Source organism: Kitasatospora sp. NPDC048722 (assembly GCF_040650235.1).
GTDB lineage: Bacteria > Actinomycetota > Actinomycetes > Streptomycetales > Streptomycetaceae > Kitasatospora.
This window is the reverse complement of sequence record NZ_JBEZGX010000064.1, coordinates 28907-49936: the sequence shown is the minus strand read 5'-3', so window position 1 is coordinate 49936 and position 21030 is coordinate 28907. Positions and strand designations below refer to the sequence as shown.

Sequence of the window (21030 nt, the reverse complement as noted above, 5' to 3'; positions counted from 1 at the left end):
GCACCGCGGCCAGCCGCTCGCCGCCCCGCCGGTCGAGCGCGTCGGGCAGGTCGACGACGCCGCCGAAGCGCTGCGGGTGCTCCAGGGCGGCCGTCCAGCCGAGGCCGTGGACCTGCGCCTGCACCGGGTTGGCGACGGTGTCGGTGCGCCCGGCGGCGACGGCGCCGCGGGTGAGGCACCACAGCGGCGCGTCCTGCCCGGCGTCGCCGAGGGCCTGGATCAGGGCCAGGGTGAGCGCGACGCCCTCGGGCAGGGCGGGGTGTCGCTCGCTCGGCCGCTCGGCGGTGGCGAGCAGGGAGACGATGCCCGCGAGTTCGCCGTGCGTGAGCAGCGCGGCGAGCCGCTGCCGGTCGGCGTGGGTGTCGTCCAGGACGAGCCGCTCGACCGTCGCGCCGTGCGCGGTCAGCGCCTCGGTGACGTCCTCGCCCTCGCCGTCCCGAGCGGTGACGAGCAGCCAGGTGCCGTCCAGGCGGGCGGACGCGGCGGACAGCGGCTTCCAGGTCGCCCGGTAGCGCCAGGAGTCGAGCGTCGAGCGCTCCCGTCGACGGCGGTGCCAGTCGGACAGCGCGGGCAGCACCGGCGCGAGCGCGCCGCTGTCGATGCGCAGCCGGGCCGCCAGCGCCTCGACGTCGGCCTCCTCGACGGCGCTCCAGAACTCGCCGTCCTCCGGCTCCCCGCCGGGGCGCGGCGCGACGGCCCACAGGTGCTCGTGCTGGAAGGCGTAGGTGGGCAGCGGCACGCGGCGCCCGCCGGCCGTGCGGGCGGACCAGTCGGCCCGGCCTCCGCGGACGAAGGCCTCGGCGAGCGAGGTGAGGAAACGGTCGGTGCCGCCCTTGTCGCGGCGCAGGGTGCCCACGGCGGTGGCGCGGTCGCCGCGGTCCTCGGCGGTGGCCTCGATCGCCATGGTGAGCACGGTGTGCGGGCTGACCTCGACGAACAGGCCGTGGCCCTGGGCCATCAGCTCCCGCACGGCCGGGTCGAAGCGGACCGGGTTGCGCAGGTTGCGGTACCAGTAGCCGGCGTCCATGGCGGTGGTGTCGAGCCAGTCGCCGGTGACGGTGGAGAAGAACGGCACCTCGGCGGCACGCGGGCGCACGGGTGCGAGGTCCGTCAGCAGGTCGTCCCTGAGGAGTTCGACCTGGGCGGAGTGCGAGCCGTAGTCCACGCTGATCCGCCGGGCGCGCAGGCCCTCGGCCTCGAACTCGGCCATCAGCTCGTCGAGTTCTCCGGCCGGACCGGCGACGACGACGGTCCGCGGCCCGTTCACGGCGGCGACGGCGAGCCCGCCGCCGCGCGAGCGCAGCCGTTCCTCCGCCTCCTCGGCGGACAGCGGCACGGAGACCATCCCGCCGGAGCCCGCCAGGACGCGGCCGATCAGCCGGCTGCGCAGCGCGGCCACGCGGGCGCCGTCCTCCAGGGAGAGTGCCCCGGCGACGACGGCGGCGGCGATCTCGCCCTGGGAGTGGCCCACCACGGCGTCCGGGTGGATGCCGTGGGCGCGCCACAGGTCGGCGAGGGCCACCATGACGGCGAAGGTCGCGGGCTGGACGACGTCGACCCGGTCCAGCGCGGGCGCGCCCTCGGCCTGGCGCAGCACGTCGGGCAGCGACCAGTCGACGTGCGCGGACAGGGCCGCCGCGCACTCGGCGATGCGCCCGGCGAACACCGGTGACTCGTCCAGCAGTTGGGCGCCCATGCCGGCCCACTGGGAGCCCTGGCCGGGGAAGACGAAGACGGTGCGGCCGCCGTCCTCGGCGAGGCCCTGGACGGCGTTCGGCGCGGAGGCGCCGGCGGCGAGCGCGGCGAGGCCCTCGCGCAGGTCGGCGGCGTCGGCGCCGAGCACGACGGCGCGGTGCTCGAAGAGGGCGCGGGTGGTCAGCAAGGTGTGGGCGACGTCGTGCGGGCGCAGGTCCGGCTCGGTGTCGAGGTGGTCGGCGAGGCGTGCGGCCTGGGCGCGCAGCGCGGCGGGGGTGCGGGCGGAGAGCACCCACGGCACGGCGCCGTCGGGCGCCTCGGCCGTCTCCGTCGGGGTGGCGGCGGGCGCCTCCTCCAGCACGACGTGCGCGTTGGTGCCGCTGATGCCGAACGAGGAGACCGCGCAGCGGCGGGTCCGCTCGCCGGCCGGCCACGGCGTGGCCTCGTTGAGCAGCGTGACGGTGCCCGGCGTCCAGTCGATGTGCGAGGACGGCTCGCCCGCGTGCAGGGTGGCCGGGAGCACGCCGTGGCGCAGCGCCTGGACCATCTTGATCACGCCGGCGACGCCCGCCGCCGACTGGGTGTGGCCGATGTTGGACTTGACCGAGCCGAGCAGCAGCGGCCGCTGCGGGTCGCGGTCGCGCCCGTAGGCGGTCTGGAGGGCCTGGGCCTCGATCGGGTCGCCGAGGGCCGTGCCGGTGCCGTGCGCCTCGACGGCGTCGACGTCGTCGGGGGTGAGGCCCGCGTTGTGCAGGGCCTGGCGGATGACGCGCTGCTGGGAGGGCCCGTTGGGGGCGGTGAGCCCGTTGGAGGCACCGTCCTGGTTGATCGCGGAACCGCGGATGACGGCGAGCACCTGGTGCCCGTTGCGCTCGGCGTCGGAGAGCCGCTCCAGGACGACGACGCCGACGCCCTCGGCGAGGGTCATGCCGTCGGCGGACTCGGAGAAGGCCTTGCAGCGGCCGTCGGCGGCGAGGGCGCGCTGGCGGCTGAAGGCGATGAAGGCGTTCGGGTTGGTCATGACCGTGGCACCGCCGGCGAGCGCGAGGGAGCTCTCGCCGCCGCGCAGCGACTGGCAGGCCAGGTGCAGCGCGACGAGCGACGAGGAGCACGCGGTGTCGACGGTGACGGCCGGGCCCTCCAGGCCGAACAGGTAGGCCAGGCGCCCGGAGAGCACGCTCGGGCTGGTGCCGGTGACGGCGTGCCCGGCGGAGCTGTCGTCCATGCCGAGCCCGTACTCCTGGTACGTGGACCCGATGAAGGTGCCGGTCGCGCTGCCGTGGACGGAGGTCGGGTCGATGCCCGCGGATTCGAGGGCCTCCCACGTGGTCTCCAGCAGCAGGCGCTGCTGCGGGTCCATGGCGAGGGCCTCGCGCGGTGAGATGCCGAAGAACGCGGCGTCGAACTCGCCGGCCTCGTGCAGGAACCCGCCCTGCGTGGAGTAGGTGCGGCCGGGGGTGTCGGGGTCGGGGTCGTGGAGACCGGTGTCCCAGCCGCGGTTCTCCGGGAACTCGGAGATGGCGTCGGTGCCCTCGGCGACGAGCCGCCACAGCTGCTCGGGGCTTGCGGCGCCGCCGGGGAATCGGCAGCCCATGCCGACGATGGCGATCGGCTCGTCCGGGTCGGCGGCGGCGACCGGCGGCGCCGTCACGTCCTGCGGCCCGTCGAGCAGCTCGCCGCGCAGGAAGGCGGCGAGCGCGACGGGCGTCGGGTGGTCGAAGGCCATCGTGCTGGGCAGCGGCAGGCCGGTCAGCGCGGCGAGGCGCTTGCGCAGTTCGACGGCGGTGAGCGAGTCGAACCCGGCGTCGCGGAAGGCGCGCTTCTCGGGCACGCCGTCGACGGAGCCGTGGCCGAGGACCGCGGCGGCCTCGCGGCGCACCAGGTCGACGAGCAGGCGGTCGCGCTCGGTCCCGGACAGGCCGCGCAGGCGGCGGACGAGGTCGGAGGCGGCCCCGGCGTCGGCGGCGGCGCCGCGGGCGAGGGCGCGGACCTCGGGCAGCTCGTCGAACAGGACGCTCGGTCGCGCGGCGGTGAAGACGGGGGCGTAGCGCTCCCAGTCGACGTCCGCGACGGTCACGGCGACGTCCTCGTGGACGATCGCGCGGCGCAACTCGGTGAGCGCGGTCTCCGGGGCGAGGAAGCGCAGGCCCTGGCGGCGCAGTCCGTCGGAGACGGCCTCGTGGGCGGCCATGCCGGCGCCGGCCCACGGGCCCCAGGCGATCGAGGTGGCGGTCAGGCCGCGGGCGCGGCGGTTCTCGGCGAGGGCGTCGAGGTAGGCGTTGGCGGCGGCGTACGCGCTCTGGCCGGCGCTGCCCCAGATGCCGGCGACGGAGGAGAACAGGACGAAGAAGTCCAGGTCGTGGTCGGCGAGGAGGGTGTCGAGGTGGGCGGCGCCGTGGAGCTTGGCGGCGGTGAGCGCGGCGACCTCGGCGACCGGGGTGTCCGAGATCGGGGCGGCCTGGCCGACTCCGGCGGCGTGCACGACGCCGGTCAGCGGGTGCTCGGCCGGGACGGCGGCCAGGACGGCGGCGAGCGCGTCGCGGTCGGCGACGTCGCAGGCGACGACGGCCGCGGTGGCACCGTGCTCGGCGAGTTCGGCGACGAGTTCGGCGGCGCCGGGGGCGTCCGGGCCCCGGCGGCCGGTGAGCACGAGGTGCCGGGCGCCGCTGCGGGCCAGCCAGCGGGCCACCTCGGCGCCGAGCGCGCCGGTGCCGCCGGTGACGAGGACGGTGCCGTCGGCGGTGAACTCCTCGGCGCGGGGCAGCTCGTCGACGGCGTGCCGCACCAGGCGGCGGCCGTAGGCGGCGCTGCCGCGCAGCGCGATCTGGTCCTCCGCTCCGCGCTTGCCGCTTGCCAGGACGCCGACGAGGCCCTGCACGGTCGGCGCGTCCAGCACCGGCGGCAGGTCGACCAGCCCGCCCGGCGCCTGCGGGCGCTCCAGGGCGGCGACCCGGCCGAGACCCCACGCGGCGGCCTGGACGGGGTTGGTGAGCGGGTCGGCGGGCCCGGTGGAGACGGCGCCGCGGGTGGCGGTCCACAGCGGCGCGCCGGAGCGCAGGTCGCCGAGGGCCTGGACGAGGACGACGCCGAGCGCGACGCCCTCCGGCAGGCCGGGCCCGGGGACGGGCCGGTCGGCCAGGGCGACGAGCGACAGGATGCCGCTGAGCTCTCCGAACTCCGCTATCCGGCGGGCGAGTCCGGCGCGGTCACGGCAGTCCTCGTCGAGCGCGAGGCGCTCCAGGCGGGCGCCGTGGCCGCGCAGGGCGTCAAGGAGCTCGGCGTCGTCCACCGCGTCGGTGGTGACGACCAGCCAGGTGCCGTCCAGCACGGGCGCGGCCGCCGGGCGGACGGGCCGCCAGTGGACGCGGTAGCGGGCGGCGTCGAGCTGCGCCTTCTCGTGCCGGGTTCGGCGCCAGTCGGCGAGGGCGGGCAGGAGGGCGTAGAGGCCGGCGTGCTGTTCGTCGCGCAGGCCGAGCAGACCGGCGAGTTCGGCGGCGCTGCCGCGCTCGACGGCGCCCCACAGCGCGGAGTCGGCGGGGTCGGCGACCGGCGCGGCGCCGGGCTCGGCCTCCGGCCAGTAGCGCTCGTGCTGGAACGCGTAGGTGGGCAGGCCGGTGCGGCGGGCGCCGGTGCCCGCGTACAGCGCGGCCCAGTCCAGGGCGTGGCCGCGCACGTGGAGGGCGGCGAGGGCGAGGGCGGCGGTCCGCTCCTCGGGCCGTCCGGCGCGCAGCAACGGGACGGCCGTCACCGCGGTGTCGTCGGCGAGGACGTCCTCGGCGAGCGCGGACAGCACGCCGTCCGGGCCGAGTTCGAGGAAGGTGGCGGCGCCGGCCGCGCGGGCGGTGCGGACGCCGTCGGCGAAGCGGACGGCCCGGCGGACGTGCTCGACCCAGTACTCGGGCGAGCACAGCTCGGCCTCGGTGGCGAGCTCGCCGGTGCTGTCGGAGACGAGCGGGATCGCCGGGGCGCGGAACTCCAGCTCCGCGACGGCGCGCCGGAACTCCTCCAGCATCGGCTCCATCAACGGCGAGTGGAAGGCGTGGGAGACGCGCAGTCGCTTCGTCCGGCGCCCCTCGGCCGCGAACTCCCCGGCGATGCGCAGGACTTCGTCCTCCAGCCCGGAGAGCACCACGGCCCGCGGCCCGTTGACGGCCGCGACGGACACGCCGGGCACCAGGTGCGGCAGCACCTCGTCCTCGGTGGCCTCGACGGAGACCATGGCGCCGCCCTCGGGCAGCGCGTCCATGAGCCGGGCCCGGGCGGCCACGAGCGCGCAGGCGTCGGCGAGCGACAGCACCCCGGCGCAGTGCGCGGCGGCGATCCCGCCGACGGAGTGGCCGAGCAGCACGTCGGCGCGCACGCCGAGCGAGGCGACCAGGCGGAACAGCGCGACCTCGACGGCGAAGATCGCGGGCTGTGCCCAGCCGGTGCGGTTCAGCAGTTCCTCGTCGTCACCGTGGAGGACCTCGCGCAGCGGGCGCTCCAGCCGGGGCCCGAACGCGTGCAGCACCTCGTCCAGCGCGTCGGCGAACACCGGGTAGCGCTCGGCGAGTTCACGTCCGGTGCCGAGGCGCTGGGCGCCCTGGCCGGCGAACAGCACCGCGAGCTTCCCGGCGCCGGTCTCGCCCGCGACCAGCCCGGCGGCGGACCCGCCCGTGGCGAGGGCGGCCAGCACGGCGAGCAGTTCGTCGCGGTCACCGCCGACGGCCACCGCGCGGTGGTCGAAGCCGGAGCGGGTGGTGGCGAGCGAGAGGCCGAGGTCGGCGGGGCTCGCCGCCGGGTCCGCGGCGGCGAACGCCCGCAGGCGGGCGGCCTGGTCGCGCAGCGCGGCCGGACTGCGGCCGGCCAGCGGCCAGAGCAGGACGGGCTCCGGGACCGCCGGAGCGGTCTCGCGCACCACGGTGGCGGGGGCCTGTTCGAGGATGACGTGGGCGTTGGTGCCGCTGAAGCCGAAGGAGGACACGCCGGCCCGGCGCGGGCGGCCGGTCTCCGGCCAGTCCGCCTCCTCGGTCAGCAGCTCCACCGCGCCCTCGTCCCAGTCCACGTGGGAGGACGGCTCGGCCGCGTGCAGGGTGCGGGGCACGACGCCGTGCCGCATCGCCAGCACCATCTTGATCACGCCCGCGACGCCGGCGGCGGCCTGGGTGTGGCCGAGGTTGGACTTCACCGAGCCGAGCAGCAGCGGCAGTTCGCGGTCCTGGCCGTAGGTGGCGAGCAGCGCCTGGGCCTCGATCGGGTCGCCCAGGGAGGTGCCGGTGCCGTGCGCCTCGACGACGTCGACGTCGGCCGTCGCGAGCCCGGCGGTGGCCAGGGCCTGGCGGATGACGCGCTGCTGGGACGGCCCGTTGGGCGCGGTGAGCCCGTTGGAGGCCCCGTCCTGGTTGACGGCGGAGCCGCGCACGACGGCGAGCACCTGGTGCCCGTTGCGGCGCGCGTCGGAGAGGCGCTCCAGGGCGATCACGCCGATGCCCTCCGACCAGCCGACGCCGTCGGCCCGGTCGGAGAACGCCTTGCAGCGCCCGTCCGGGGCGAGGCCGCGCTGGCGGGAGAACTCGATCAGCGACGTCGGGGTGGACATCACTGTGACGCCGCCGGCCAGGGCGAGCGTGCACTCGCCGGCGCGCAGGGCCTGCATGGCCCAGTGCATGGCGACGAGCGAGGACGAGCACGCGGTGTCGACGGTGACGGCCGGGCCCTCCAGGCCGAGCGCGTAGGACACGCGGCCGGAGGCGATGCTGGGCGAGGTGCCGCTGCCCTGGTGGCCCTCGAAGCGCCCGCCCGCGAGCAGCGCGGAGTAGTCGTTGTACATCACGCCGGCGAACACGCCGGTGCGGCTGCCGCGCAGCGACACCGGGTCGATCCCGGCCCGCTCGACCGCCTCCCAGCAGGCCTCCAGCAGCAGGCGCTGCTGGGCGTCGGTGGCCAGCGCCTCGCGCGGACTCATGCCGAAGAAGCCCGGGTCGAAGTCGGCGGCCTCGTGCAGGAAGCCGCCGAAGCGGGTGTAGCTGGTGCCGAGGTGGTCCGGGTCCGGGTGGTAGAGCGACTCGACGTCCCAGCCGCGGTCGGTGGGCAGGCCGGAGATCGCGTCGGTGCCCTCGCGCAGCAGGCGCCACAGGTCCTCGGGCGAGGCGACGCCGCCGGGGTAGCGGCAGCTCATGCCGACGATGACGATCGGGTCGTCGTCGGCCGCCGCCCGCACGGGGACCGCGGCGGCGGGTTCCCGGTCGCCGGTCAGGCCGTCCAGGACGTGCCCGGCGAGGGCGGTGACGGTCGGGTAGTCGAAGACGACGGTGGCGGAGGTGCGCAGCCCGGTGGCGGCGCTCAGGCGGTTGCGCAGCTCGACGGCGGTGAGCGAGTCGAAGCCGAGGTCCTGGAAGGGGCGGTGCGGGTCGACGTCGGAGGCGTCGGCGTGCCGCAGGACGGCGGCCACCTGGGCGCGGACCAGGTCGACGACGGCCTCGGTGCGGGCGCGGTCGTCCAGCCCGGCGAGCCGGCGGGTGAGGGCCCCGGCCGCCTCGGTGGCGGTCACGGCGGCGCGCCGGGCGGGGGTGCGGATCAGGCCGCGCAGGAGCGGCGGCACCTCGCCCCGGGCGCGCAGCGCCGGGAGGTCGAGGCGGACGGGCAGCAGGACGGCCTCGGTGCGGGCGAGGGCGGCGTCGAACAGCGCGGTGCCGTCGGCTTCGGAGAGCGCCGGGGTGCCGAGCCGGGCGAGCCGGTCGAGGTCGGCGTCGGTGAGCGCGCCGGTCATTCCGCCGACGGGTGCCCAGGGGCCCCAGCCGAGCGCGAGTCCGGGCAGTCCGGCGGCGCGGCGGGTGCGCACGAGCGCGTCCGCGAAGGCGTTGCCGGCGGCGTAGTTGGCCTGGCCGGCCGCGCCGACGGTGCCGGAGAAGGACGAGAAGACGACGAACGCGGCGAGGTCGAGACCGCGGGTGGCCTCGTGGAGGTGCCACAGGGCGTCGGCCTTGGGCCGCAGGACGGCGGCGAGCCGCTCGGGGGTGAGCTGCTCGACGACGCCGTCGTCGAGCACACCGGCGGCGTGCACCACGGCGGTCAGCGGGTGCTCGGCGGGCACGCCCGCGACCAGGCTCTCGACGGCGGCGCGGTCGGTGAGGTCGCAGGCCTCCACCGCGACCTGGGCGCCCGCCTCGGTGAGCTGTGCCACCAGGTCGGCGGCGCCCTCGGCCGCGGCGCCACGACGACTCGCGAGCAGCAGGCGGCGGACGCCGTGCTCGGCCACCAGGTGCCGGGCGAGGACGGCGCCGAGGCCGCCGGTGCCGCCCGTGATCAGGACGGTCCCGTCCGGGTTCCACCCGGTCCCTGCGGCGGCCACCGCGCCCGCGCGGGCCAGCCGGGCCGCGAGCACGGCGCCGCCGCGCACGGCCAGCTGCGGCTCCTCGCCGCCCAGTGCACGCTCGGGCAGGGCACCTTCGGGCAGCGGGCCGCCCGCCGGGTCCAGGTCGACCAGGCCGAACCGGCCCGGGTGCTCGGCCTGCGCGGAGCGCACCAGGCCCCACACGGCGGCCGCGGCCGGGTCGGTGACCTCGCCGTCCGCCGCGGTGGCGACGGCGCCCCGGGTCACGAAGACCAGCCGGCCGTCCGTGTCCTCGGCGAGCCACTGCTGGACCCGGGCCAGCGCCAGGGCCGTCAGCGCGTGGGCCGAGCCGACCGGGTCGGCCGGGTCGCCCGCGAGCGGCACGAGCACCACCCCGGTGCCTTCCGCCCCCGCTGGTCCCTCGCCCGCCGCCGGCAGCACGCCGAGGCCGAGCGGGTCCGCGTCCGGGACGGCCACCGAGGCCGGCGCCTGCGCGCCGCCGCGCGGCCGGGACCAGCGCAGCTCGAACATCGCGTCCCGCACCGGCCCGGCGCCCGCGCCGGCCAGTGCCGGGAGCGCCCGAAGCAGCAGCGAGCCGACCGAGGCGACCGGGCCGCCCGCCGCGTCGGCGACCTCGACGGCGACCGAGTCGTCCCCCGTCGCGGACAGCCGCACCCGCACCACCGACGCGCCCGCGGCGTGCAGGCTGACGTCCTGCCAGGAGAACGGCACCCCGCCGAGCCCCAGGAACGTCGTCGCGTGCAGCGCCGAGTCCAGCAGCGCCGGGTGGATCCCGAACGCGCTCGCCTCGCCGCTCACGCCCTCGTCCAGCGCGACCTCGGCGAACACGTCCTCGCCACGCCGCCAGGCCGCGCGCAGCCCGCGGAACGCGGGGCCGTAGCGGAAGCCCGCACCGGCGAGGCGCTCGTCCAGGCCGTCCAGGTCGAGCGCCTCCGCGCCGGCCGGCGGCCAGGCGGTGAACTCCTCCACAGCGGCGCGGTGTTCGTCCGGCGCGAGGATGCCGTCGGCGTGCTGCGTCCACGGGGCGTCCTCGTCGCCCTCGGGACGGGCGTAGACGCCGACGGGGCGCCGCCCGCTCGCGTCGGCCCGCCCGGCCCACACCTGCACCTGCACGCCGCCCTGCTCGGGCAGCGGCAGCGGCGCGGTGAGCGTCAGCTCCTCGACGCGCTCGCAGCCGACCTCGTCGCCCGCGCGCACCGCGAGCTCCAGGAAGGCCGTGCCGGGCAGCAGCACGGCGCCGTCGACGGCGTGGTCGGCCAGCCACGGGTGGGTGCGCAGCGAGAGGCGGCCGGTCAGCAGCAGTCCGTCGGTGTTGGCGAGCGAGACGGCGGCGGCGAGCAGCGGGTGGTTGGCCGAGCCGAGCCCGGCGGCGCGGACGTCGCCGGTGCGCGAGAGCGCGCTCTTCGGCCAGTAGCGCTTGTGCTGGAAGGCGTAGGTGGGCAGGTCGGCGCGGCGGGCGCCGGTGCCCTCGAAGTAGGCGTCCCAGCGCACCGGGACGCCGCGCACGTGCAGTCCGGCGAGGGCCTCGGTGAGCGCCTCGGTCTCGCCCCGCCCGGGGCGCAGCCCGGCGAGGGCGGTCACCGGCTCGTCGAGGGCACCCTGGGCGAGCGCGGCGAGGGCGCCGTCCGGGCCGAGTTCGAGGAACACGGTGGTGCCGTGGCCGCCGAGCCAGCCGGTGGCGTCGGCGAAGCGGACGGCCTGGCGGGCCTGGTCGGTCCAGTGGTCGGCGGAGGTGAGCTGCTCGACGGTGGCGAGCGTGCCGGTGAGGGTGGAGACGATCGGGATCGCGGGCGCCTGCGGGTCCAGTGCGGCGACGACGGCGCGGAACTCGTCGAGCATCGGGTCCATGAGCGGCGAGTGGAAGGCGTGCGAGACGCGCAGGCGCCGGACCTTGCGGCCGAGTTCGGCGAAGTGCGCGCCGACGGCCTCCGTCGCGGCGGTGCCGCCCGCGACGACGACGGCCTGCGGGCCGTTGACGGCGGCCAGCGACACGCCGTCGCCGAGCAGCGGGAGGACCTCGTCCTCGCCCGCCTGCACCGCGACCATCGCGCCGCCGGCCGGCAGGGCCTGCATCAGGCGGGCCCGGACGGCGACCAGGGCGCACGCGTCGGCGAGGGTGAACACCCCGGCGACGTGTGCTGCGGTGATCTCGCCGACCGAGTGGCCGGCCAGGAAGTCCGGGCGCACGCCCCAGGACTCCAGCAGCCGGTAGAGCGCGACCTCCACGGCGAACAACGCGGGCTGGGCGTGGCCGGTGCGGTTCAGGGCGTCCTCGTCGTCACCCCAGATGACGTCGCGCAGCGGAACGTCGAGCCGGCCGTCGAACCCGGCCAGCACCTCGTCCAGCGCGGCGGCGAACACCGGGAAGCGGGCGGCCAGTTCGCGGCCCATGCCGAGGCGCTGCGAGCCCTGGCCGGCGAACAGGAAGGCGAGCTTGCCGCGGCCCCGGGTGGTGCCCAGGACGGCCCGGCCGCCGTCCTCGCCGTCCGCGAGCGCGGCGAGCGCCGCGACGGCCTCGGCGCGTCCTGCCGCGGTGACGACGGCGCGGTGCTCCAGGGCGGCCCGGGTGGTAGCGAGCGCGTGGGCGAGGTCGGTGTCGGACCCCTCGGCGTCCGCCGCCAGGAACGCGACCAGCCGCCGGGCCTGGGCGCGCAGCGCCTCGGGGGTGCGGCCGGAGACCAGCCAGGGCAGCGTCCCGGCGTCGGCGCGCTCCTCCGCTTCCGGCGTGTCCTCCGCCGCCGGGGCCTCCTCGATGATGGCGTGCGCGTTGGTGCCGCTGAGGCCGAAGGACGAGACGCCCGCCCGGCGCGGTTCGGTGCCCTGCGGCCACGGCGTCGCCTCGGTCAGCAGCCGGACGGCGCCGGACTCCCAGTCGACGTGCGTGGACGGCTCGTCCACGTGCAGGGTGCGCGGCAGCAGCTCGTGCCGCAGCGCCAGCACCGTCTTGATCACCCCGGCCATGCCGGCCGCGGCCTGGGTGTGACTCAGGTTCGACTTCACCGAGCCGAGCAGCAGCGGGCGCTGCGGGTCGCGCCCGCGCCCGTACGTGGCGAGCAGCGCCTGGGCCTCGACCGGGTCGCCGAGGACGGTGCCGGTGCCGTGCGCCTCGACCGCGTCGACCTGGTCGGCGGAGAGCCGGGCGTTGCGCAGCGCCTGCTCGATGACGCGCTGCTGGGACGGCCCGTTGGGCGCGGTCAGCCCGTTGGAGGCCCCGTCCTGGTTGACGGCGGTGCCGCGTACGACGGCCAGCACCCGGTGCCCGTTGCGCCGGGCCACCGACAGCCGCTCCAGGACGAGCACGCCGACGCCCTCGGCCCACCCGGTGCCGTCCGCGGAGTCGGCGAAGGAGCGGCAGCGGCCGTCCGAGGCCAGGCCGCCCTGGCGGGCGAACTCGACGAAGGTGGTGGGGGTCGACATGACGGTGACGCCCGCGGCGAGCGCCATGCCGCACTCCCCCGCGCGCAGCGACTGCGCGGCCAGGTGGAGCGCGACGAGCGAGGACGAGCACGCGGTGTCGACGGTGACGGCCGGGCCGACGGCGCCGAGGACGTAGGAGAGGCGGCCGGAGATCACGCTGGTCGCGTTGCCGGTCAGGACGAAGCCCTGGACGTCGTCGTCCGGCCCGGTGCGGTAGTCCTGCGGCATCGCGCCGACGAAGACGCCGGTGCGGGTGCCGCGGACGCTGCTCGGGTCGATGCCCGCGCGCTCGATGGCCTCCCAGGACGCCTCCAGCAGGACACGCTGCTGCGGGTCCATGGACAGTGCCTCGCGCGGCGAGATGCCGAAGAAGCCCGGGTCGAAGTCGGCGGCGCCCTGCAGGAACCCGCCCCGGACGTCGACCGGTCCGTCCGCCGGGTCGAGCTCCCAGCCGCGGTCGGCGGGCAGGCCGGTGATGCCGTCCTCGCCGGCGACCAGCATCGCCCAGAGGTCCTCGGGAGCCGCGACCCCGCCCGGGAAGCGGCAGCTCATCCCCACGATGGCGATCGGCTCCCGGGCGGCCGCCTCCAGCTCGTCCACCCGCTGCCGGGAGCGCTGGAGGTCCGCGCTGGCCCGCTTGAGGTAGTCCCGGAGCTTCTGTTCCTTGTCCATCATCGACGCAACCCATCTGGAAGACCGGCGAACGGCAGGGATCCGCTTGAGGACGGCCCGCGTGCCCGGCACGCGCGGCGCTCGCATTCCCGCACTCCAGCGCCCAGTCTCGATCGGGGCCGCGCCGAATTTCCCTAGGGTCTGTCGATCTTCGCCGAACGGCCCTCGGACTCTAGGGAATTGCCGGGCCGTTCGGCTGGATCGTCAGTTGCGCGAGCCATGGGTGCGGCCCGACCGGGCGCGGCGCCCCGACGTCGACGAGGATCACCGCCATGCCCGAACCGTTCCCGCACGGCGACGCACCGAGAGTGCCGCGGCCCTCCCCCGAGGGCACCGCGGACCCGGCCGCGGCCGAGCTCAGCGAGCTCGACGAGCAGCTGATCGCCCAGCTGGTCCACCGCATCCGGCTGGCCCGCGGCCAGCAACTCAGCCGCCGCGCCGCCGGATTGCCCACCACCAGCCTCGCGCAGGAGAACGCCATGCTGCGCCGCTACGCCGCGCGGCTCGGCGACCAGGGCGCCGGGATCGCGCTGGCGATCCTGGAACTCTCCCGGCCGCCCAGCGGGCCGGCCCTCGAACAACGCTAGGGCGGTGGGGACTTCGCGTCCCCACCGCCCTTCACCGTTCCCCGGCCGGTGTCACCAGCGGGCGCCGGCCAGCACCTCGCCGTAGTCGCGGGCGACGCGCGCCTGCTCCAGGTCGGACTCCACCATCATCCGCATGAGCTCGGGGAAGTCGACCTTCGGCTCCCAGCCCAGCTTCTCCCGCGCGTTGCCGGCGTCGGCGCAGAGCGTCTCCACCTCTGCGGGCCGCACGAGCCCCGGATCCACCTCGACGTACCGCTCCCAGTCGAGCCCGACGCACTCGAACGCGATCCGGGCCGCGTCCCGCACCGAGTGCATCCGCCCGGTGCCGATGACGTAGTCGCCCGGCTCGTCCTGCTGGAGCATCAGGTGCATCGCCCGGACGTAGTCCCCGGCGAAACCCCAGTCGCGCACGGCGTCGAGGTTGCCGAGCAGCAGCCGGTCCTGCAGGCCGAGCTTGATCTGCGCGACCGCGAGGGAGATCTTCCGGGTCACGAACTCGGCCCCGCGGCGCGGCGACTCGTGGTTGAACAGGATCCCCGAGACGCCGTACATCCCGTAGGACTCGCGGTAGTTGCGGGTGATGTAGTGACCGTAGGTCTTCACCACGCCGTACGGGCTGCGCGGGTGGAAGGTCGTCCGCTCGTCCTGCGGGGTCTCCGCCACCATGCCGAACATCTCGGAACTGGAGGCCTGGTAGAACCGGATCCGCCCGGGACCGCCGGCCGTGCCGGCCGGCTTGTTGATCCCGCTCACCATCCGGATCGCCTCCAGCACCCGCAGCACGCCGGTGCCGTTGACCTCGGTGACGAGTTCCGGCTGACGCCAGGACATCGGCACGAACGAGATCGCCCCGAGGTTGTAGACCTCGTCGGGCTGGATCGAGTCGACGGCGGAGACCAGGCTGCCCTGGTCCATCAGGTCTCCGTCGACGAACCGCAGGTCCGGGATCAGCCTGCTGACCCGGTCCTTCCGCGGATTCGCCTGTCCCCGGGTGAGGCCCCAGACCTCGTACCCCAGGGAGATCAGGTGTTCGGCCAGGTACGACCCGTCCTGGCCGGTCACCCCGGTGATCAGTGCACGCTTGGACATCCGTTCCCCTTCAGCCACTGCTCGCGGGCTCGCGGGCCGTTCTCGGCACAGCCAGCGAACCAGAAGCACGGCTAAGGAATTTGCGAGACTTCCGGCCGGATCACGACGTCCACGCCCCACGACGTCCACGCCCCACAGCGGGCCCGGAAGCGGGCTCGACCCGGGCTAGAGAAAAACCGCCGCCCCCGCGGCACGGGCTTAGGGTGCGGACGCATCCGCACACTCCTTCGACGACCACGCCGAGCCCGCACCCAGGGGAGAACCGCCATGCGCATCCAGGTCCTCGGCCCGCTCACCGCCGACCTCAACGGCACCTCGATCGTCCCCACCGCCGCCAAGCAGCGGCAGATCCTCGCCCTGCTCGCGCTCTACCCGAACCGGATCCTCCCCACGAGCACGCTCATCCACGAGATCTGGGGCGACCACCCGCCACGGCGGGCCCTCACCACCCTGCAGACGTACATCCTCCAGCTGCGCCGCCGCATCACCCACGCCCTCGCCGGGGAGCCGCCGGCCGGCCCGGACACCACCGCCAAGGACGTCCTCACCACGAGACACTGCGGCTACCAGCTCACCCTCCCGCCCGCCGACCCCGACCGCCACGCCCTCGACCTCCAGGCGTACAACGACCTCACCACACGCGGCCAGGAGGCCTTCAACCGCGGCCACGACCTCGACGCCAACGCCCGCTTCCACGAGGCCCTCGCCCTGTGGAACGGCCCCGCGCTCGTCGACATCAGTCCGGGACCGATCCTCAGCACCGAGATCATCCGGCTGGAGGAGAGCCGTCTGGTCACCCTCGAACGCCGCATCGACACCGACCTGCGCCTGGGCCGGCACAACGAGCTGATCCCCGAACTGACCCACCTCACCCACCAGCACCCGCACCACGAGGGCCTGCACGCCCAGGCGATGGTCGCCCTCTACCGGGCCGGGCGGCAGACCACCGCGCTCACCACGTACCACCACCTGCGCCACCGCCTCACCGCCGAGCTCGGCATCCAGCCCTCACCCCACCTCCAGCACCTGCACCACGCGATCCTCACGCTCGACCCCACGCTCAACACGCCCGCCACCAGCCTCCACCCCACGACCTACAACCTGTATCCGGCCTGAGCACCCACACCCTCCTCACCCAGGACCCGCCATGACGCCCACATCCGGCAAACCCCTCGCCCTCATCACCGGCGGGACGCGCGGAATCGGCCTCGCCATCGCCCGCGAGCTGGGCAACCGCGGTCACCGCGTCCACATCTGCGCCCGCACGGCCCAGGACATCACCGACACCCTCGGCACGCTCCGCGAGGAGGGCATCGAGGCCGACGGCGCCCCCTGCGACGTCCGCGACCCGGCCCAGGTCACCAGGCTCGTCCAGGACGCCGTGGACCGGCACGGGCCCATCACCGTGCTCGTCAACAACGCCGGCCGCACCGGCGGCGGCCCCACCGCGACGACCACCGACGACCTCTGGTACGACGTCATCGACACCAACCTGAACGCCGTCTTCCTCGTCACCCGCGAGACCCTCAGACACGGGCACATCACCGCCACGGCCCACCCGCGCATCATCAACATCGCCTCCACCGCCGGGAAGCAGCCGGTCACCCTCGGCGCGCCCTACACCGCGAGCAAACACGCCGTCATCGGCTTCACCAAGGCCCTGGCCAAGGAGCTCGCCCCCACCGGCACCACCGTCAACGCGATCTGCCCCGGCTACGTGCACACCCCCAACACCACGCGCATCCACCACGAGTACGCGACCGCCTACAACACGACGCCCGAGACGATCCTCCAGCACTTCCAGACCCAGATCCCGCTCGGGCGCTACACCACCCCCGAGGAGGTCGCCGCCCTGGCCGGCTACCTCACCACCCCCACGGCCGCGAGCATCACGGCCCAGGCCCTCAACGTCTGCGGCGGCCTCGCCACGCAGTAGGCGGCCCGCAGCAGGCGGGCCGCCTCCCCCTCTCCCATCCGAGCCCCCAACACGGCCACCGACGGAAAGGACCCGGGCCAGGTGCCCGCTGATCAATGATGACGACACGTCAGTTCGCCAGCGCACCGGTCACCTTGCTCGTCTCCGACGCCCCGGCACCGCCCCCCTGCCTGCCCGCCCGGCGCCCACCGCGGCGCCTGGACGCCGGCTCGGTCACCGCCGCGCTGGCCCGCACCGCCACCCGGCAGTGGCTCCCACCGGCACCCGAGGAGCGGCAACCCCCGCGCCGGGCTGCCGAGTTCCACCTCGTCGAGCTCTACCAGCCCTACGACAGCACCGTGTTGCGCACGGCCCTGCGCGCCGTCGAACCCGGCGCGGGACCGGACGTCCTGTGGGAGCGCGAGGCCGCGGGCCCGGACGAGCTCGACGGCGTCCTCGCCGAGCTCGGCCGCAGCCTCACCCACGGGCCGCGCGTGCGCGCCGTCCTGGTCGGGCGGCCCGGCGCGGCCCCGCGGCTGTTCGTCGGAATCGCCGCCGGACCGCCCGCCCGCCCCCTCGGCGTCCTGGAGGAGCTGCGCTCCGCGCTCTCCCACCCGCCCGCGCCGGCGACCGTCCCCACCAGCGCCCTCCAGCGCGAGCTCCTGCGCGACACGACCGGTCGGGCCGACCGCGGCGGGCGGCACGTCGAACAGCTGTCCTGGACCTGGCACGGCCCGCTGGACACCGACCGGTTCACGGCCGCCTGGCAGTCCGTCTTCGACCACGAGCTCGTCCTGCGGGCCGCCTTCGACTGGACGGAGGACGCGCACGACGACCCGTGGATCGTCCTCCACGACCGCGCCGTCCCCGAGGTGACCCTCCACCCGTCCGACGCGCCCGGCTGGGAGGAGCTCCTGGACGCCGACCGCCGGCGCGGCTTCGACCTGCGCCGGCCCGCCCTGCTTCGCGCCACGCTGGTCGACACCGACCCGTCCGACGAGGGCCCCGTCACCCGCGTGCTGCTCACCTACCACCACGCCATGCTGGACGGCTGGAGCGTGCGCCTGCTCCTCCAGTCCTTCTACCGCGCCTACCTCACCGGCGGCACCCTCCCCGGCGGCGAGCGCCGCCCGGACCTCCGCGACCACGCCCGCTGGCTCGGCGCCCAGGACACCACCCCTGCCCGGCAGTTCTGGTCCACCCGGCCCGCCGCCACCGTCGTCGCCCCGGCGGGACCCGTCGCCGACGGCCGCGGCAGCGGGCGGGCCCGGCGCCGCCTCACCCCGTACGAGGCGGTGCGACTGCGCGGCTGGGCCGCCGCCTGGGGCGCGGGCGAGAGCAGCGCGCTCCAGGCTGCGTGGGCACTGCTGCTGTACCGCGCCGCGCAGGAGCCCGACCCGCGCGTGGCCCCCCGGGCCGTCCGGGTCGGGTTCGCCGTGACGCTCTCGGGCCGCGGGATCCCGCTGGACGGCGTCGACCGGCTCCCCGGGGCCCTGCGCACCCCGCTGCCGCTCACCGTCCGGGTGCACCCGAGCACGACGGTCCCGCAACTCCTCGCGGCCCTGCGGGACGGCGTGCTCGACGTCTCCTCCTACGAGTGGGTCTCCCCCGGCCAGGCACACCGGTGGAACGGCACGCCGCCCGGCAGGCGCCCGCAGAGCCTCGTCGTCCTCGAACACCTGCCCCTCGCGCCGCACCACCCCCGGCTGGACACCGACCTGGCGGCCCACGGGATCCACGTCGACACCCCGACCCCCGCCGGCACCTTCACGTCGTACCCGATCACGCTCACCGCACACTACGACGCGACGGGCGGGCTCGTGCTCACCACCGTCCACGACCGCGCCCTTCTCGCCGACCGGGACGCGACCGAACTCCTCAGCCAGAGCGCGCACCTGCTGCGCAGCTTCCCCGACCTCCCGAGCGGCCTGGCCACCACCGAGCTCCTGCGTGCCACCCTCGCCGGCCACCCGACGCCGCACCCGGGCGGTCCCTCCGGCACCGCTCCGAGCGAGCCGACCGAGCCGCTCGAAACGGTCCACCTCGACGTCCTACGCCGGGCCACCCGCCCCGGCGCCGGCTGGGTGCTCCTACTGCCCCCGCCCGACACGCCGGACTCCCGCTTCCCCGCCACCGCCCGCACCTGGTCCGGCCCGCAGGCCCTCGCCGTGCTGCGCCCGCTGCGCGACGACGCACCACCCGCCGCCTACCGCCCGCTGCTGGCCCCCCTGCTGGAGTCCCGCGTGCCGGTCGCCCTGGTCGCCACCGCCGGAACCGGCCTCATCGCCTGCGAGATCGCCCGCCTCGGCCCGTCCGCGACCACCCCCCTGGTGGTCCTGGCCACCGCCGAAACCGACCTGGCCTCCCTCGCCGCCGTCCTCGCCCGCACGTAGCCGACCCGACACGTCGGACGGGCCCGGCCCACAGTGATGTGGACCGGGCCGGTGACACAGCCTCAGCTCCGCGGCTCGGGCGCCGCCTCGTGGCTGCCGTAGGGACGGGTGATGATCTCCATGCCGTGGCCGGCGGGATCCAGGAAGTACAGCCCCCGCCCGCCGTGGTGGTGGTTGATCTCGCCCGGCTGCTTCATGCGCGGGTCGGCGTAGTACGTGATCCCGGCCCGCCCGATCCGCTCGAACGCCGCGTCGAACTCGTCGTCGGAGACGAGGAAGGCGTAGTGCTGCATGGTGATCGACTCTTCGGGGACGCTCGCGAAGTCCAGGGTGACGCCGTTGCTCGTGGCGACGGGGACGAACGGGCCCCACTCGGTCCCGACCTCAAGGCCCAGGATCCCCGCCAGGAACCCGGCGGATTCCCGGTTGTCCCGGGCGTGGACGATGGTGTGGTTCAACTCGACTGACATGTGCGGAATGCCTCCGTAAGGCACCTCGCGGACACCTCCATGCCTCACCCGGCCGGTGACCGACACGCGATGCCGCACTCACGACCCTATGCCACACGGCCCTGATCGTCGAGCGCCTCGCACGGACCCGGCGGGCACGCGAACGGCCCCGGCGGGCCGGTGGCCACGCCGGGGCGGAGGAGCGATGCCGGTGTCAGCAGCCGAAGTTGATCAGCCGGAACGTCGCGTAGTGGTCGCTGGTGTAGTAGTCCTCCCGGGCCCGCTTGCCGGTGACGATCCGCCGGGCGCCGCGCGTCGGCGCGCCCGGGGTCACCACGGTGTACTCGTGGTAGTAGCCGTACGACTGGCGCGGCAGCACGCCGCCGTTGTTCTGGAACACGATCCCGTCCTGGCGGTACGGGAACGGCCCGTTGGAGGCGATGAGGTCGAGCGTCGTTCTGGCCTGCGGGGGCAGGGCGGAGACGCACACGCTGCCGCTCACGGCGGCGTCCGCCCCAGTGGCGGCGACGACGGGGGCGAGGGCGATCAGGGCGACGGTGGCGGCGGAGGCAGCAGTCTTCCACGCGCGTAGAGTGCTGGTCATGCCAACGAGTGTGGCGAGCCCCCGACTGTCACGGAAGCCCCGTGACAAGTCTTCACTTCCGGGTAACTCAAGCCACCCACAGGCGACTTGAGCACGTCAGCGGCGGGCCCACCGGCAATCCGATACCGGGCGCAGCAGAAGGACCGTCTGGACCTCGCCGTCGTCGACCGGGCGAACGGCCGCTGCGTCGGCGAGGCCGTGCTCAACGAGTGGAGCCCCGCCAACCGCAGCTGCAACTTCCGCATCGCCCTGACGGCTGCCGGCCGCGACCGGGGTCTGGGCACCGAGGCCGTACGCCTGATCGTCGGGCACGGATTCGAGCGCCTCGGACTGCACCGGATCTCGCTCACCGTGTTCGGCCACAATCCGCGCGGCCTCCGTGCCTACGCGAAGGCCGGGTTCGTCCTGGAGGGCACCCGCCGCGAGGCCCTGCGGTTCGGCGGGGAGTGGGTCGACGACCACGACATGGCGATCCTCTCCTCCGAGTGGCGGCGGCACCGCGGCCGGCCGGAGAGCACGTGTTCGCCCGTCAGCCCGCCGCGTCCCGGGGCCCCGCACCCGCCCAGCACGTCGTAGACCTCCGCTCTCCGTCGGTCAGTTCTCGGTGTTGTTCGTGGCCACGGAGCGCTGGGCCGAGCGGAGGGCGTCGGTTGCCTGGCGTTCGACGAGGATCGGGATGAACGAGCGGATGGGGCTCGCGTCGAAGCCGCGCTGCACTCTCTCCACCACGCGGTCAACCGTGTTCGCGCCGAGGCAGCTGTCGAAGCGCTGGTGCAGGCGCTGTCTCACCGCCCGCAGTGCCGCTTCTTCTTGTGCCTCGGGATCCTGGCCCACGGGGCCTCCTCGATACATCGTGCCGGCCACGGTGCGGCTGAC

General features: G+C 75.6%; 10 protein-coding genes. 5 read left to right on the top strand and 5 right to left on the bottom strand.

The window, feature by feature from the left end:
* Positions 1–13120 (bottom strand): type I polyketide synthase (locus AB0C76_RS34060; protein ID WP_359973092.1); only part of this gene is annotated, 13120 nt, incomplete at its 3' end.
* Between the two features lie 269 nt (positions 13121–13389).
* Between AB0C76_RS34060 and AB0C76_RS34055 the strand changes: the two genes are divergently transcribed.
* A complete protein-coding gene (locus AB0C76_RS34055; RefSeq protein ID WP_359973089.1) occupies positions 13390–13704 on the top strand; it encodes a hypothetical protein in 315 nt (104 codons plus the stop codon).
* Between the two features lie 51 nt (positions 13705–13755).
* On the opposite strand, the gene AB0C76_RS34050 is transcribed toward AB0C76_RS34055, so the two are convergent.
* Positions 13756–14793 carry a GDP-mannose 4,6-dehydratase gene (locus AB0C76_RS34050; RefSeq protein WP_359973087.1) on the bottom strand — a complete coding sequence of 346 codons (1038 nt, stop codon included), beginning with the start codon at positions 14791–14793 and terminating at the stop codon, positions 13756–13758.
* A gap of 267 nt (positions 14794–15060) precedes the next feature.
* Here AB0C76_RS34050 and AB0C76_RS34045 point away from each other — a divergent pair, with 267 nt between their 5' ends.
* The 3 genes from AB0C76_RS34045 to AB0C76_RS34035 all read left to right on the top strand — a co-directional run bounded on the left by AB0C76_RS34045 (position 15061) and on the right by AB0C76_RS34035 (position 19101).
* Complete coding sequence (locus AB0C76_RS34045) at positions 15061–15909, top strand: AfsR/SARP family transcriptional regulator (RefSeq protein ID WP_359973084.1); 849 nt, start codon at positions 15061–15063, stop codon at positions 15907–15909.
* 31 nt (positions 15910–15940) lie between these two features.
* Positions 15941–16729 carry an SDR family NAD(P)-dependent oxidoreductase gene (locus AB0C76_RS34040; RefSeq protein WP_359973082.1) on the top strand — a complete coding sequence of 263 codons (789 nt, stop codon included), beginning with the start codon at positions 15941–15943 and terminating at the stop codon, positions 16727–16729.
* 95 nt (positions 16730–16824) lie between these two features.
* Positions 16825–19101, top strand: a complete 2277-nt coding sequence (locus AB0C76_RS34035; RefSeq protein ID WP_359973080.1) for a condensation domain-containing protein — start codon at positions 16825–16827, stop codon at positions 19099–19101.
* Between the two features lie 62 nt (positions 19102–19163).
* Here AB0C76_RS34035 and AB0C76_RS34030 read toward each other — a convergent pair whose 3' ends face one another.
* Both AB0C76_RS34030 and AB0C76_RS34025 read right to left on the bottom strand, forming a co-directional pair.
* The gene (locus AB0C76_RS34030) at positions 19164–19571 is read right to left on the bottom strand and encodes a VOC family protein (protein WP_359973078.1); all 408 of its coding nucleotides are present in this window, start codon (positions 19569–19571) and stop codon (positions 19164–19166) included.
* A 193-nt stretch (positions 19572–19764) separates the two neighbouring features.
* The gene (locus tag AB0C76_RS34025) at positions 19765–20154 is read right to left on the bottom strand and encodes a ribonuclease domain-containing protein (protein ID WP_359973075.1); all 390 of its coding nucleotides are present in this window, start codon (positions 20152–20154) and stop codon (positions 19765–19767) included.
* An 87-nt stretch (positions 20155–20241) separates the two neighbouring features.
* On the opposite strand from AB0C76_RS34025, the gene AB0C76_RS34020 reads away from it, so the two are divergent.
* Positions 20242–20730: a GNAT family protein gene (locus AB0C76_RS34020; protein WP_359973073.1), complete on the top strand. Its 489-nt coding sequence runs from the start codon at positions 20242–20244 to the stop codon at positions 20728–20730.
* Between the two features lie 18 nt (positions 20731–20748).
* Here the strand turns inward: AB0C76_RS34020 and AB0C76_RS34015 are convergent, their stop codons facing one another.
* Entirely contained in the window at positions 20749–20988 is a 240-nt protein-coding gene (locus AB0C76_RS34015) for a three-helix bundle dimerization domain-containing protein (protein ID WP_359973071.1), read from the bottom strand.
* Between the last annotated feature and the right edge of the window lie 42 nt (positions 20989–21030).

Bases quoted from the DNA above. Each gene is read 5' to 3' on its own strand.
- AB0C76_RS34040 (WP_359973082.1), top strand. From the start codon at position 15,941: ATGACGCCCACATCCGGCAAACCCCTCGCCCTCATCACCGGCGGGACG.
- AB0C76_RS34035 (WP_359973080.1), top strand. From the start codon at position 16,825: ATGATGACGACACGTCAGTTCGCCAGCGCACCGGTCACCTTGCTCGTC.
- AB0C76_RS34025 (WP_359973075.1), bottom strand. From the start codon at position 20,154: ATGACCAGCACTCTACGCGCGTGGAAGACTGCTGCCTCCGCCGCCACC.
- AB0C76_RS34050 (WP_359973087.1), bottom strand. From the start codon at position 14,793: ATGTCCAAGCGTGCACTGATCACCGGGGTGACCGGCCAGGACGGGTCG.
- AB0C76_RS34030 (WP_359973078.1), bottom strand. From the start codon at position 19,571: ATGTCAGTCGAGTTGAACCACACCATCGTCCACGCCCGGGACAACCGG.
- AB0C76_RS34045 (WP_359973084.1), top strand. From the start codon at position 15,061: ATGCGCATCCAGGTCCTCGGCCCGCTCACCGCCGACCTCAACGGCACC.
- AB0C76_RS34055 (WP_359973089.1), top strand. From the start codon at position 13,390: ATGCCCGAACCGTTCCCGCACGGCGACGCACCGAGAGTGCCGCGGCCC.